Source organism: Streptomyces sp. HUAS 15-9 (assembly GCF_025642155.1).
Classification (GTDB): Bacteria; Actinomycetota; Actinomycetes; order Streptomycetales; family Streptomycetaceae; genus Streptomyces.
In genome coordinates this window covers 151745-165972 of sequence record NZ_CP106798.1, presented here as the reverse complement: position 1 = coordinate 165972, position 14228 = coordinate 151745, and the positions used below count along the sequence as shown (strand labels likewise).

Genomic DNA, 14228 nt, shown 5'->3' with positions numbered 1-14228 from the left:
TGCGGCCGTGAACTCACGGTGTGCGGCCGGTGCGGTCCTTGGACCTGCCGACCAGGAACCGTACGGTGTCGGACAGCGTGGTCAGTTCGGGGTAGTCCTCCTCGTCGATACGGATGCCGGTGCGTTCGCAGAGCAGTTCCACCAGGCTGAGGAAGTCGAGAGAATCGAGTTCGAGCACATCACGGAACTTGTCGTCCGGTTCCACCCGTGTGAAGTCCGCGTCGGGGACGATCAGGGTGATGGACTCCTTGACCACCGACATGGCTTCCGCCTCGTCCAGGGGTTTCATCCGACTCACCACTCCTCCGGTTTCTGAAGCAGTCGGCCGATCGCCGTCAGGTAGCGCGCCCCCACGGCACCGTCCGTGGCCCGGTGGTCGGCTGCCAGGGTCGCGGTCACCACCGGACGGACACCGAGCATGCCGCCCACGGCCCAGGGCCGCTCGACGACCGCGCCGAAGCCGACCAGGGCGACCTGGGGCGGATGGATGACACCGAACACGGTCTCCACGCCCTGATCGCCGAGATTCGTGACGGTCAGGGTGGCGCCCGACATTTCGCTGCCCCGCAGTCGGCCCCGGCGGGCGCGCTGGACCAGGTCCTTGAGGCCGGCCATGAGGACGTCGGGTGACAGTGTGTCGGCGTCGTGGATGACCGGCGCGAGCAGTCCGCCCTGCCGGAGCGACACCGCGACACCCAGGTTGACGGCGGAGCCGGCAACGAACTGGTCGTGCTGCCAGTAGCCGTTGAGGCTCGGCACCTCACGTGCCGCCGTGGCGGCGGCCTTCAACAACAGGGCCGCGGGCACGAGGCGGTCGCTGAGCGGACGGTCCCGGTTGAACCGCCGCAGCCACTCCTCGGCCGCCGAGAAGTCGATCGTGGTGGACAGGTAGTAGTGCGGGATCTCTCGCTTGGAGCGGCTCATGAGTTCGGCGACGGCACGGCGCATGGCGTCCGTACGGTGTTCCCCGGCGCTGTCGGTCGGCACAGCCACGTGCCCGTGCTGCTCGCCTTCCCGCCCGCGCGCACCGGCCCGCTCCGGTTCCGGCCGTTCGACGCGTGCACGCGTGGCCGTGCGCACGTCCGCCGCGCGTACGGCTCCGCCGTCCCCGGTGCCCCGGACGGTCGTCAGGTCGATGCCGAGGTCCCGGGCGAGGTGCCGGGCGTACGGGGTGGCCCGCACCCTCGGCCCGGGGGCGGGCGCAGCGCGCTCCACGTCGGCACGGGTGATCCGTCCGCCGGGTCCGGTGCCGTGCAAGGCGGTCAGATCGACGCCGCGTTGTAGCGCGAGGTGCCGTACCAGCGGTCCTGCGCCGATCGCTGAGGTGGCCTCCGCAGCCGGCTTCTGCGGCAGTGGTGGGGGTGAGCCCGAGGTGCGCGCGGCGTGCGTTGCGTGCTTGTCTCTGGAACCCGTGGCCACGGGCTTCTGGGCGGACCTCGGCTCACGAGGCGTTGCGCCCTCGATCACCGCGAGTGGCGTCCCCACCGGCACCCGGGTCCCCGCCCGGACGAGCAGCCGTCCCACGGTGCCGGACTCGAAGCACTCGACCTCGATGGCCGCCTTGTCGGTTTCCACGACGGCGACGACGTCGCCCTTGTGCACCCGGTCCCCGGGACCCACGAGCCATTCCTGCAGCAGGCCCTCGTCCATGTCCGCGCCGAGGGAGGGCATGGTGAACTCGGCCATCTCAGCTCGACCTCCCGGCGTCCGCCCCCTCGTCCGCACCGGTCGGTACGGGTTCGCCGACCGCTCGGCGCGCGGCCGTGACGATTCCGGCGGGCTGCGGCAGCGCGGCCTCCTCCAGCCTGCGCGCGTAGGGCATGGGGACTTCGACGCTGCACACCCGTTCGATGGGGGCGTCGAGGTCGTAGAAATGCTGTTCGGTGAGGCGCGCGGAGATCTCCGCGGCGAGACTGCCGCTGCGCCACCCTTCGTCGACCACGACGGCGCGGTGCGTGCGCGCGACCGAGTCGCCGATGGTGGCGTCGTCCAGGGGGCGCAGCGTGCGCAGATCCACGACCTCCGCGCTGATGCCGATGTTCGCCAGGTCCTCGGCGGCGGCCAGCGCCTTGGGCAGCGAGCCGCCGTAGGTGATCACCGAGACGTCCGTGCCGGGTCGGCGAATGGCGGCACGGTCGATGTCGACCGGGCCCGAGTGGGCGGACAGCTCGCCCGAGACGTTGTACAGGCTGCCGTGCTCGAAGATCAGCACGGGGTCGGGGTCGGCCAGCGCCGGGGTGAGCATGTGGCGGGCGTCCGTGATGGTCGCCGGGGCAAGCACGCGCAGGCCCGGGATGTGCGCGTACCAACCCTCCAGACTGTGCGAGTGCTGCGCGGCGAGCTGCCGTCCGGCGCCCGTGGTCATCCGGATGACGATCGGGACCGGCAACTGCCCGCCCGACATGTGCAGCAAGGTCGCCGCGTTGTTGAGAATCTGGTCCAGGGCCAGCAGGCTGAAGTTGACCGTCATGATCTCGACGATCGGCCGCATGCCCGCCATAGCCGCGCCGATGCCGGCGCCGACGAAGGCGGACTCCGACAACGGAGCGTCGCGGATCCGTTCGGGCCCGAACTCCTCCAGCAGGCCGAGGCTGACGCCGAAACAGCCGCCGTAGCGGCCCACGTCCTCACCCATCAGGAACACCCGGTCATCGGTCCGCAGGGCCTCGCGCAGGGCCTCCCGCATCGCCTCCCTGTAGGTCGTCTTCTCGACGGAGGGCGTGGCGGGCCCGGCGGTGGGGGTGTGGGTCACGGTCATGGCCGGATCGCCTCCACCGGGCTGGTGACGTACTTCAGCAGATCCTCGACGGGCTCTTCCGGAGCCCGCTCGGCGGCTTCGACGGCGGCGTCGATCTCGGCGGCCAGACGGTCCTCCAGGGCGGTGCGGGCTCTGTCGGTCAGCTCCTTCGCTTCCCGCAGCCGCCGTGCGAGCCCTTCGACCGGGTCGCGCTCCTTCCAGTGTTCGATCTCGGCCTTGTCGCGGTAACGGTCGGAGTCGTACATCGAGTGGGCGCGGAAGCGGTAGGTGCGCATCTCCAGGAAGTGCGGTCCACCACCGGCACGCACGCCTTCGGCCGCCCGCCGGGCAGCGTCCTCCACGGCGAAGACGTCCATGCCGTCGACGGCCCAGGAGACCATGCCGTACGCGGCGGCACGCAGCGCGAGGTCGGTCTGGGCCTGGTGACGGGCCAGGGCCGTGCCCATCGCGTACAGGTTGTTCTCGCAGACCAGCAACAGGGGCAGTCCCCACAGAGCGGCGAGATTGGCCGTCTCGTGGAACTCTCCCTCGGCGAAGGCACCGTCGCCGAAGAAGCAGCAGGTGACCCGGTTGCGGCCGGTCATGCGGTCGGCCAGGGCAAGGCCCGCCGCGAGTGGCAGCCCGCCGCCGACGATCGCGTTGCCGCCGTAGAAGCGCCGGCCGGCGTCGAAGAGGTGCATGGAGCCGCCACGGCCACGGCTGCACCCGGTGGCCTTGCCGAACATCTCCGCCATGATCGCCTCGGCCGGCACCCCGCGGGCGAGCGCGTGGCCGTGTTCTCGGTACGTCGACACGACCGCGTCGTCGTCCGTGAGGGCCTCGTTGACACCGACGGCCACGGCCTCCTCACCGATGTAGAGGTGCATGAAACCGCGGATGCGGGCCGCGCTGTACAGCTCCACGCAGCGTTCCTCGAACCGGCGGACGCGCAGCATCGACTCCAGCAGAGCCAGACGGTGCGCGGCCTGCGGGTCCGACCGGGCCGAGGGCCGGGGTTTGCGGGGGGTGCGGGTGGTGCTCATGCGGAGGCCTCCGTCGTGTCCCGGGAGGCGGCGTCCCTCTCCAGGGTGGAGGTGTCGCCCTCGGGCAGGCCCAGCTCGCGCGCTCGCAACAGGCGGCGCATGACCTTTCCACTACGAGTGTGGGGCAGGTGCTCGTCGAAGGCGATCTCTCGTGGTGCCACGGCCGGGCCGAGCCGGCGCCTGGCGAAGGCCAGCAGCTCCTGCCGGGTCCGAATGGTTGCGTCGAAGCCCGGCCGCAGGGTGATGAACGCCTTGACGATGTTCCCGGCGACGGGATCGGGCCGGCCGATCACCCCGGCCTCGGCGACCGCCGGATGCTCCATCAGGGCGCTCTCGACCTCAAACGGCCCGATGAGGTGTCCCGCCGACTTGATCACGTCGTCGGCGCGCCCGACGAACCAGTACCAGCCGTCCGCGTCGCGTCGTACCAGGTCACCGGTGAGGTACCAGCTGCCCGCGAAGGCGTCCGCGGTGCGCGGCTCGTCGTGCAGATAGCCGCGGAACATGGACGGCCAGCCGATCCGGAGCGCCAGCTCGCCCTCCACCCCGGGCTCCTCCAGCACCGTGACGCCGCCTTCGGTCCGCTCCGCCCGGCCGTCCTCGCCGCGCCGCAGCACCGCTGCCTCCACGCCCGGGAGCGGACGCCCCATCGACCCTGGGCGGATCTCGCAGGCGGCGAAGTTCGCGATCATGATGGCGCCGGTCTCGGTCTGCCACCAGTTGTCGTGCACCGGCAGCCCGAGGACGTCCTGTCCCCAGACCACGGCCTCCGGATTGAGCGGCTCACCGACGGAGGCGATGAACCGCAGGGCGCCGAGGTCGAACGAGCGGGGCAGATCGTACGGCCCTGAGCGCGGCGTCGTCCGCATCAGCATCCTCAGTGCGGTCGGCGCCGTGTACCAGACAGTGACCCGCTGGTCGGCGAGGATCCGGTACCAGCGGCGGGCGTCGTAGTCACCCTCGTCCACCACGACCGTGACCCCGTGCATGAGCGGCGCGACGATCCCGTAGGACATGCCCGTGACCCAGCCCGGATCGGCCGTGCACCAGAACACGTCGTCCTCGTGGAGATCCAGGGCGTACAGCGCGGTCGCATAGTGGGCGACGGCCGCCTCGTGCACGTGCACGGCGCCCTTGGGGGTGCCGGTGGTGCCGCTCGTGAAGTGCAGCAGGGCCATGTCGTGGGGCGAGGTCGGCGGAATGGTGAAGGTGTCGGACGCCTCGCTCATCACTGCGGCGAGCGAAACGGTACCGGGCAGTTCGTCCGCGCCCTCGCCGACGATCAGCACATGGCGCAGGGCGGCAAGTCTCTCGCGTTGTCCGGCGATCTTCCTGCGGTACAGCTCCGCCGTGGTGACCAGTACCTGCGCGTCGCTCAGCGTCAGTCGCTGCGCGACCGGGTCCGGTCCGAAGGCGGAGAACAGGGGACACAGGACGCTGGTGTTCTTGAGCGTGCCGAGGACCACGGTGTACAGCTCGGGACAACGGCCCAGCAGTGTCACCACCCGGTCGCCGTGGCCGATGCCGAGGGTGCGGAGCACGTTGGCGAACCGTGCTGTGGAACGGGCCAGCTCCCCGTACGTCACACAGGTCACGGAGTCGTCCCGCCCGACACAGCGCAGCGCGACGGCCGTGGCGTGGTCCGAAGCCGCGTGCCGGTCCACGGCCTCGTGTGCGATGTTCAGTCCCCGTCCACCGGGCAGTCCCTGCAGGGCGGCCCGCGCCTTTGGCCAGGTGAAGCCGGCACGCACCTTCTCGTAGTCGCCCAGATTCGGCTCGACGCGCGGTGGTGAGGTCTTCCGGATGGTCTCCCATCGCATGGCAGCCACCTTCCTGCGGCCTTTCTTCGACCATCTTCCCGGGGTCGCCCCGCACACACTGGGCCGAACGGCCCCCGCGTGTGGCCGGCAAGCCCTGTGCGGCTCCGTACGGCCGAGGCGGAGGCGTCGGCCTTTCCGGGTGTCCGGGGATGAATCGACCTGGATCTGTGGCCCGCATGGCCCTACCCGTGTGGTGCCGGACGGGAAATCCTGCGTTCGTGGACTGCGTGAGGCAGCGGCGATGCCCGACCTGCCCGGCGCGGTGCTGAAGGAGAACGGCCATGAGTGCACGCCCCGACCCGAACGACGTGTCGCCACCCGCGTCCGGCGGGTCGGTGATGGACAAGGACGGCATGGTCGCGCTGGTCGAGGTGTTGGCCGGGCGCGGTTTCACCGTGGTCGGCCCCACCGTGCGCGACGGTGCCATCGTGCTCGCGGAGCTGGAGTCGGCTGACGAACTGCCGTACGGCTGGGGCGTGGAACTCGAAGCCGGGCGATACCGGCTGCGGGAGCGGGCCGACGGTGCCGCCTTCGCGAACGCGGCGGGCCCCCAGTCGTGGAAGCAGTTCCTGCACCCGGCGAAAGTGCGGCAGTGGCGCGCCGACCGGGTGGGCGAGGAGACGGTGTTCACTGCCGAGGAGACCTCACCTCCGCGGTACGCCTTCCTCGGGGTGCGTCCCTGCGACGCGCGGGCCATCGCCATCCAGGACCGGGTGCTCACCGGTGGGGCCCACCGGGACCTCGTGTACGAGGGGCGACGAGCCGGAGCGCTGCTCATCGCGGTCGAGTGCACGGAGCCCGGCGGCACCTGCTTCTGTGTCTCGATGGGCACGGGACCCGCCGCCCCTCCCGGCTGTGACCTGGTGATCACCGAGGTGGTCGATGACGACGGTCACCGCTTCTGGATCCGCGGCGGCAGCCAGGAAGGCGAAGAGATCCTGGCCGAACTGCCCGTCCGTCCGGCCGACCCCGCCACCTGTGCGGCGGCTCGCGCCGGTGTCGCCGCCGCCGCGGACCGGATGGGACGGACCATGCCCGAGGCCGACCTGCGCGAGCTGATGGCCGGCACGCTCGACGCCCCCCGCTGGGACGACGTTGCCGGGCGCTGCCTGACGTGCGGCAATTGCACCATGGTGTGTCCCACCTGCTTCTGCACCACGACCGAGGACGTCACCGACCTCACCGGCGACCACGCGGAGCGGTGGCGCCTGTGGGACTCCTGCTTCGACCTGGACTTCTCCCAGCTGCACGGTGGCCCCGTTCGTACCTCCCCGCGCAGTCGCTACCGGCAGTGGATGACCCACAAGCTCGGCACCTGGTACGACCAGTTCGGCTCGTCCGGCTGTGTGGGCTGCGGCCGCTGCATCGTGTGGTGCCCCGTGGGCATCGACATCACCGAGGAGGCCGCCGCCCTGCACGACTGGACGCGGCCCGGAGCATCGGGGGAGGCGGCGTGAGCGAGCCATCGTCGCCCTTGGACTTCCTCCCGCTCGTACAGCGCGCGCGGTTGCGGGCCGTCGGGTTCGACGTGTCGTTCCCGGCCGGCGCGCGCCTGTTCGACGAGGGCGGGGAGGCCGACCGCTTCTGGCTGCTGCGCCGTGGCGAGGTCGCTCTCGACATCTGCGTGCCCGGCGGACAGCCGGAGGCGGTCATGGAAACGCTTGGTGCGGGTCAGCTGCTGGGCTGGTCCTGGATCTGTCCGCCGTACCGCTGGCACCTCGGTGCACGGGCGGTGACCGCGGTTCAGGCCATGGAGTTTCCCGCCACCGACGTCCTCGCCCTCTGCGCGGCCGACCCGGAACTCGGATACGCCCTCATGCGCCGCTTCACCGGGGTGGTCGCCGAGCGCCTGCAAGCCACGCGCATCAGGCTCCTGGACCTCTACGCACCCCACGCCGGTGGCCCGCCATGAGCACCGTGACGCCGCCGCTGCCCTACCGGGTCGCCGAGACCCGGGCCGAGACCGCCGACACCCGTTCGCTGGAACTGGTTCCCGCCGGCAGGGAACTTCCGCCCTTCTCGCCGGGCCAGTTCGCGATGCTCTACGCCTTCGGGATCGGCGAGGTGCCGATCTCGGTCAGTGCGCTGCACGGCCCGCACGGGGGCCTCGTGCACACCGTGCGCGCGGTGGGTGCGGTGTCCGCCGCCCTGTACGACCTGCGCCCGGGGGAGACCGTCGGGCTGCGCGGGCCGTTCGGCACCGGCTGGGACCTGGACGCGGCAGCCGGCCAGGACGTGCTGGTGATCGCCGGGGGGATCGGGCTGGCGCCACTGCGGCCGGTGGTGCACGCGGTCCTGGACCGGCCGGACATCTACGGTCGGCTGGGGATCCTGGTGGGCACCCGTACCCCCGGCGACCTGATTTACCGAGGCGACATCGAGCGCTGGCGCGACAGAGCCGAGGTGGGGGTGACCGTCGACCGCCCCGGCCCCGGCTGGCACGGCTCGGTGGGGGTCGTCACCACCCTCCTCGACGCCTTCGCACTGCGACCGGACCGGACCCACGCGCTGGTGTGCGGGCCCGAGGTGATGATGCGCCACACCGCACGCACACTGATGGGCCGAGGCCTCGCCGCGCACCGCGTTCAGGTGTCGCTGGAACGCAATATGCGCTGCGCCACCGGCCACTGCGGCCACTGCCAGCTCGGCCCGCTGCTGCTGTGCCGTGACGGACCGGTCGTCGGCTACGACCGCGTGGAACGCCTGCTGGCCGTACGGGAGCTGTGAGATGGAGACAGACCGAGGAACGGCGGACATCCAGACCCTGCCCACGCTCGCCGTATGGAAGTTCGCCTCCTGCGACGGCTGCCAGCTGACCCTGCTGGACTGCGAGGACGAACTGCTCGGTCTCACCGAGCAGGTGCGCATTGAGCACTTCCTGGAGATGTCCGGTGCCGAGGGCCCCGGCGGTGGGCGCGCGGAGCTGGCCGGCCGGGGACCGTATGACCTCTCCCTGGTCGAGGGCTCGATCACCACGGCCGAGGACGCCGAGCGAATCCAGCACATCCGACGCATCTCCCGCCGTCTGGTGACCATCGGCGCCTGCGCCACCGCGGGCGGCATCCAGGCGCTGCGCAACTTCGGGGACGTCGACGAGTTCCGCGCCGCGGTCTACGCCCGCCCGGACTACATCTCCACGCTGGAAACCTCGACGCCGGTCTCGGCGCACGTCCCGGTCGACTTCGAACTCCGTGGCTGCCCCATCGACCGCCGCCAGCTCCTCGAGGTCATCACCGCCCACCTGGCAGGGCGCAAACCCCAGATCCCCGGCCACAGTGTCTGCTTCGAGTGCAAGAGACGCGGCACCACCTGCATCACGGTGGCCCACGGCACCCCCTGCCTGGGCCCCGTCACCCACGCCGGGTGCGGTGCCATCTGCCCCGCCTACGGACGCGGCTGCTACGGCTGCTTCGGGCCGACCGCCCGCCCCAACCTGCGGTCCATGATCGCGCAGCTGCGCCGCGACGGCATGAGTGAGACGGACATCCTGCGTGTCTTCCGCACCTTCAACGCCGCATCGCCGGAGTATGCCCCCGTAGCCGATCTCGCGGCCGAGGAGCAGGACACCCCTCGGGCAGGAACGGAAAACGAACCGGAAAGGCCCGTATGAGCCATCGCGGAACCCGCGTCCTGCGGCTGGACGCACTGGCCCGGGTGGAAGGCGAAGCCGCCCTGCACCTGCGCGTCCAGGAGGACACGGTCACCGAGGCGCGGCTGCGCATCTACGAACCGCCCCGCTTCTTCGAAGCCTTTCTGATCGGCCGCGCCCACACCGAGCCGCCCGACATCACCGCCCGCATCTGCGGCATCTGCCCGGTCGCCTACCAGATGAGCGCCTGCCAGGCGATCGAGAACGCCTGCGGCGTCACCGTGGACGGGCCTCTCGCGGAGCTGCGCCGCCTGCTGTACTGCGGCGAATGGATCGAGAGCCACGCCCTGCACATCCACCTCCTGCACGCCCCGGACTTCCTGGGCCGGGCCGATGCCGTCGAACTCGCCCGCGACCAGCGGGCGGCCGTCGAGCGTGGCTTGCGGATCAAACAGACCGGCAACGCGATCCTCGAACAACTGGGTGGACGCCCCATCCACCCGGTCAACGTCCGTGTCGGCGGCTTCTACCGCACACCGGCGCGCGAAGAACTGCGCCCGCTTGCCGAACGGCTGCGGCAGGCCCGCGACGACGCACTGGAGACCGTCCGCTGGGTGGCGGCGTTCGACTTCCCGGACGCGACCAGCGACCACGACCTGCTCGCGCTGTGCGACCCGGGCCGCTACGCCATCGACTCCGGCACACCGACGGCCACCGCCCCCCATGACCGAACGCCGACGCCCCGCGAGTTTGCCGTGCCCGACCTCGAACAGCACGTGCACGAAGAGCAGGTGCCGCACAGCACCGCTCTGACCGCCGCGCTCGACGGCCGCCGCTACCTGACCGGCCCACTGGCCCGCTACGCGATCAACGGCCGGTGGCTCCACCCGGTGGCGGCCGAGGCCGCCCGGGACGCCGGGCTGGGCGATCCCCTGGCCGGGGACGTCTGTGACAACCCCTTTCGGAGCATCGTCGTACGTGCCGTGGAGGTGGTGCAGGCCGTCGAAGAAGCCCTGAGGATCATCCGGGAGTACGAACAACCGCCGCGGCCGGCCCTCGACGTCCTCCCCCGGAAGGCAGTGGGCACCGGAGCGACCGAGGCACCCCGCGGACTGCTGTACCACCGCTACGCCCTCGCCGAGGACGGCACGCTCACCGCGGCCCGCATCATTCCGCCCACGGCCCAGAACCAGACGGCCATCGAGGCAGACGTCCGCCGGGCCGTCCAGGCCTGCTTGAACCGGCTCGGACCCGCGGCCGACGACGAGGAGCTCACCCGCCTGTGCGAGCGGGCCATCCGCAACCATGATCCCTGCATCTCCTGCGCCGCCCACTTCCTCGACCTGACCGTGGAGCGCACATGACAGGCCGGGTCGTGGTGACCGGCGTGGGCAACCCCCTCCGGGGTGACGACGGGGCGGGTCCCGCGGTGGTGGAGGCCCTGCGCGGCCGGGTTCCCGACGACATCGTGCTGGCGGTCAGTGACGGCGAACCCGGGCGGATGCTCGAGCTGTGGCGCGGCGCCGACACCGCGATCGTGGTGGAAGCCCTCCGTCTGCATCCCGCCAGGCCGGGTGAACTGCACACCCTGACAGCCGCGGAGGCGGCCGGGCGCGCGAGTGGCACGGCAAGTACGCACGCCCTGGGCCTGGGGGAGTGTCTCGCCCTGGCGGAAGCCCTAGACCTGCTCCCTCCCCAGGTCGTCGTGCACGCCGTGGAGGTGGCCGACGTCGAACTCGGCACGGGGCTGAGCGAGCCGGTGAGGTCGGCCCTCCCCGAATTGATCGAGCGCGTGGGTGCCTCCGTACGAAGGGCCCGCGAAGGAGAGCACCAACGGCCGGCATCCGGCGGTGCACCCCTGCCGTGAGGATCCCGCGTCGGTCAGATGCCCGGGGCGACGGCCACGGCTTCGTGCGGATGCGTGGGCAGTTGCTGTTCGGCCCAGATGGTCTTGCCGCGGCCGGTGTGGCGGGTGCCCCAGCGGTCGGTGAGTTGGGCGACGAGCAGGAGTCCGCGGCCGCCCTCGTCGGTGGTCCGCGGGTGGCGCAGATGGGGGGCGGCGCTGCTGCCGTCGGTGACCTCGCAGATCAGTGCGCGGTCCCGAACGAGCCGTACCTGGATGGTGCCCGGGGCGTACCGGATGGCGTTGGTGACCAGCTCGCTGACAATCAACTCCGTGGTGAACGCCAGCTCGGACAGCCCCCAGCTGGTGAGCTGACGGTCGGCCAGGGTTCGGGCGGTGGCCACGATCGCGGGGTCGCTGGGGAAGGTCCAGGAGGCGACCTGATCGTCCCGCAGGACGCAGGTCCGGGCGAGCAGGAGCACGACGTCCTCCGCGGCTCGGCCGGACAGCTGCGAGTAGATCACCGCGTCGCATGCCTCCCGCATACACGCATGCTGCTGGGCCAGGACGCGCCGCAGCCGTGCGACACCTGCGTCCTCGTCCGACGACCGGCGCAGGAGTCCCTCGGTGTAGAGGGCGATCAGAGTTCCTTCCGACAGGTCTGTCTCCCAGGTCTCGAAGGGCAGCCCGTCGCTGCCCAGCGGCGGTCCGGCGGGTGCGTCGGCCGACGTCACGTGCCCGTCGGGGTGGGCGAGGAGCGGGGCGGGATGCCCGGCGCGGGCCACGACGAGATGCCGGCTCACGGGGTCGTAGACCGCGTAGGCACAGGTGGCGGTCGAGGGCTGAACGTCCAGCGGGTCGTTGGCGGCGGCCGAACGGCCCTCCTCGGCGAGCCGGACCATCAGGTCGTCCAGGTGCGCCAGGACCTCGTCGGGGGACAGGTCAAAAACGGCGAGGCTGTGCGTCGCGGCGCGCAGTCGGCCCATGGTGGCCACCGCGCGCATGCCGTGCCCCGCCACGTCCCCCACCACCAGTGCGATGCGCGCGCCGGACAGCGGGATGACGTCGTACCACGGCACGTCGTACCACGGGCCTGCGGCGTGCCCCGGCAGATAGCTGAACGCCGCCTCGACGGCGTTCTGGTCGGGCAGTCGGCCCGGCAGCAGACTGTTCTGCAGGACGAGGGCGGCGGTGTGCTCGCGGGTGTAGCGGCGGGCGTTGTCCAGGCCCAGGGCGGTGTGCGCGGCGAGTTCGGCGCAGATGGTCAGGTCGTCATCGTCGAAGGCCTCGGACGTCATGGAGCGGTAGAAGCTGGCGACCCCGAGCACGACGCCGCGGGCGGCCAGTGGCACGACCATCATCGAGTGCACTCGCGCGGCGCGCATGCGGTCCGCCCGGAGCGGATCGTGGGCCAGCCATGTGTCGTCCTCGTTGACCTTCCGGATCAGGCGGGGCCGGAGGTCGGCCAGGCATTGCGTGAGTGGTGTCGGGAAGCCGTAGGAGGCCTTCTCGCCGGTGGCGTAAGCGGGCTGAAGACCGGAGGCCTCGATCGCGCGGAACGCGGTGCGCCGGAACGTGACCTCGGAGGGCACAGGCCCGGGTTCGGGTGCCTCGCCCCGGTAGACGGAGTCGAGGACATCCACGCTGACGGCGTCGGCCACGCGGCCCACCACGGTCTCGGCCAGCTCCTCCGCGGTACGGGCGAGGTCCAGGGTCGTGCCGATGCGCATGCTGGCGTCGTTGAGGAGTTCGAGGCGCGCCCGGTACCGGTAGCGTTCCGTGACGTCTATGGCCAGGCTCGCCACACCCATGGGTTCTCCGGCGCGATTGCGCAGCCTGAACGCCGACAGGGAGAACAGGTGTTCTCTGTGCGGATCGGCGGGCGGATACCCCGGCTGGACGAAGTCGATGACCGGCTCTCCCGTGCTCAGGACGTGCCGCAGCAAATGCTCGACGGTGTCGGTCACCACGGTGGGCGCGACCTCGCGCGCCGGTCTTCCGATGACGTCCTCGGCGCGTACGTCACGCATTCCGGGCGAGGCGGTGTTGAACCGCACAAAACGCAGTTCGGTGTCGAGGACGTGCAGTCCGATCGGTGACTCGGTCACCAGTGCCTCCAGCACTGCCCGGTCGAAGTCGACCGGATCCGCACCGCGCGTGCCGGCGAGGAACACCGCCCAGGTCACCGGGCCCTCGGGGCTGACGTGCGGCGACATCCACCACTCGATGTCGACCGGCAGTCCGGACCGGTCCCGCAGGCGTACCCGGCAGCCGCCACTGACCGGCGGTGTCTGCGGAACGTCTCCCTCGTCGTCCGCGTCCGACCGGAGGAAGAGCTGTGACAGCGGTCGGCCCACCATCTCCTCGCCACGGTGACCGAGCAACCTCTCGGCTTCTCCGGTCCACTCGGTGATCAGCCCGTCGGCGTCCAGGAGGACCCTGGCCGGCGAGGTCGGCGGTGCGTCACTCCCCGGCCTCTTGCCTGAAGTGGTCATGGCAGCCCTCCCGTCGCCGGGGGTCCGCGGCGTCCGCTGGGTAGGCACCGCCCCACCGGGACCAGGCCGGGCCGGTGTCACTCCTTCAGGGTGGCAGGCGACCGGGCCGCTCGGCATCTCGAGTCCCCGTCATGCGCCCGGAGGCGCATCTCTCGCGGTTTGGCGATGCCTCGCACAGCGTGGAGACGAGCACAGCGTGGAGACGAAAGGCGACCGCTCGGGCGGCGTGGGGGTCGTAGGAGAGGTGGGACAGATGGACAACGATGCCACCGAGACGAGGGTCGTGGTCGGAGTCGACGGGTCGACGTCCTCGTACGCGGCCCTGCGCTGGGCCGTTCGCTACGCGGGGCTTGTGGGCGGCACCGTGCACGCGGTCTCCGTATGGGAGCTGCCGGGTCTGTACGGCTGGTCGGCACCCGCCGTGGACCTGGACGCGGACGTGGAAGATGCCCGGCAGCGGATGCAGCGAGAACTCAGCGAAGTGCTGGGCACGAGCGCGGCCGGGCAGGTCAAGACTCACCTGGTGCACGGCAACGCCGCCGACGTCCTGCTACGGGCCGCGGAGGGAGCGGAGGTCCTGGTGGTGGGCAGCCGGGGGAGAGGCGGGTTCACCCGCGCGCTGCTCGGTTCCGTCAGCCAGCACGTGTCGCACCACGCCCCCTGCCCGGTCGTGATCGTGCGCTCCGATCCGTCGTGACCCG

13 protein-coding genes are annotated in these 14228 nt (G+C 71.3%); 7 read left to right on the top strand and 6 right to left on the bottom strand.

What is annotated here, in order from left to right; all coding sequences use genetic code 11:
• Positions 1-13 precede the first annotated feature (13 nt).
• The 5 genes from N8I87_RS00820 to acsA are packed head-to-tail and all read right to left on the bottom strand — an operon-like array spanning position 14 to position 5600.
• Positions 14-289 (bottom strand): acyl carrier protein, encoded by a 276-nt coding sequence (locus tag N8I87_RS00820; RefSeq protein WP_263204744.1) that lies wholly within the window; start codon positions 287-289, stop codon positions 14-16.
• A gap of 5 nt (positions 290-294) precedes the next feature.
• The gene (locus tag N8I87_RS00815; protein ID WP_263204743.1) at positions 295-1686 is read right to left on the bottom strand and encodes a dihydrolipoamide acetyltransferase family protein; all 1392 of its coding nucleotides are present in this window, start codon (positions 1684-1686) and stop codon (positions 295-297) included.
• Position 1687: 1 nt separating this feature from the next.
• On the bottom strand, positions 1688-2758 hold the full coding sequence (locus N8I87_RS00810) for an alpha-ketoacid dehydrogenase subunit beta (protein WP_263204742.1): 1071 nt from the start codon (positions 2756-2758) through the stop codon (positions 1688-1690).
• Positions 2755-3780: a pyruvate dehydrogenase (acetyl-transferring) E1 component subunit alpha gene (pdhA, locus tag N8I87_RS00805; RefSeq protein WP_263204741.1), complete on the bottom strand. Its 1026-nt coding sequence runs from the start codon at positions 3778-3780 to the stop codon at positions 2755-2757. Before pdhA ends, N8I87_RS00810 begins: the two co-directional genes overlap by 4 nt.
• On the bottom strand, positions 3777-5600 hold the full coding sequence (gene acsA / locus N8I87_RS00800) for an acetate--CoA ligase (RefSeq protein WP_263204740.1): 1824 nt from the start codon (positions 5598-5600) through the stop codon (positions 3777-3779). The genes pdhA and acsA overlap by 4 nt, the downstream gene beginning before the upstream one ends.
• A 281-nt stretch (positions 5601-5881) precedes the next feature.
• Between acsA and N8I87_RS00795 the strand changes: the two genes are divergently transcribed.
• From N8I87_RS00795 to N8I87_RS00770, 6 genes are read left to right on the top strand one after another with little or no spacing between them, the layout of a single operon-like run.
• On the top strand, positions 5882-7057 hold the full coding sequence (locus N8I87_RS00795; RefSeq protein ID WP_263204738.1) for a 4Fe-4S dicluster domain-containing protein: 1176 nt from the start codon (positions 5882-5884) through the stop codon (positions 7055-7057).
• The gene (locus N8I87_RS00790) at positions 7054-7512 is read left to right on the top strand and encodes a Crp/Fnr family transcriptional regulator (RefSeq protein WP_263204737.1); all 459 of its coding nucleotides are present in this window, start codon (positions 7054-7056) and stop codon (positions 7510-7512) included. The genes N8I87_RS00795 and N8I87_RS00790 overlap by 4 nt, the downstream gene beginning before the upstream one ends.
• Positions 7509-8327 (top strand): FAD/NAD(P)-binding protein, encoded by an 819-nt coding sequence (locus N8I87_RS00785; protein ID WP_263204736.1) that lies wholly within the window; start codon positions 7509-7511, stop codon positions 8325-8327. The genes N8I87_RS00790 and N8I87_RS00785 overlap by 4 nt, the downstream gene beginning before the upstream one ends.
• Before the next feature lies 1 nt (position 8328).
• Positions 8329-9210 carry an NADH-quinone oxidoreductase subunit B family protein gene (locus tag N8I87_RS00780; protein ID WP_263204735.1) on the top strand — a complete coding sequence of 294 codons (882 nt, stop codon included), beginning with the start codon at positions 8329-8331 and terminating at the stop codon, positions 9208-9210.
• The gene (locus N8I87_RS00775) at positions 9207-10553 is read left to right on the top strand and encodes a Ni/Fe hydrogenase subunit alpha (protein WP_263204733.1); all 1347 of its coding nucleotides are present in this window, start codon (positions 9207-9209) and stop codon (positions 10551-10553) included. Before N8I87_RS00780 ends, N8I87_RS00775 begins: the two co-directional genes overlap by 4 nt.
• Positions 10550-11056 carry a hydrogenase maturation protease gene (locus N8I87_RS00770; RefSeq protein ID WP_263204731.1) on the top strand — a complete coding sequence of 169 codons (507 nt, stop codon included), beginning with the start codon at positions 10550-10552 and terminating at the stop codon, positions 11054-11056. Before N8I87_RS00775 ends, N8I87_RS00770 begins: the two co-directional genes overlap by 4 nt.
• Positions 11057-11070: 14 nt before the next feature.
• Here the strand turns inward: N8I87_RS00770 and N8I87_RS00765 are convergent, their stop codons facing one another.
• Positions 11071-13527: a SpoIIE family protein phosphatase gene (locus N8I87_RS00765; RefSeq protein ID WP_263204729.1), complete on the bottom strand. Its 2457-nt coding sequence runs from the start codon at positions 13525-13527 to the stop codon at positions 11071-11073.
• Positions 13528-13780: 253 nt separating this feature from the next.
• On the opposite strand from N8I87_RS00765, the gene N8I87_RS00760 reads away from it, so the two are divergent.
• Complete coding sequence (locus N8I87_RS00760) at positions 13781-14224, top strand: universal stress protein (RefSeq protein ID WP_263204728.1); 444 nt, start codon at positions 13781-13783, stop codon at positions 14222-14224.
• Positions 14225-14228: the final 4 nt, after the last annotated feature.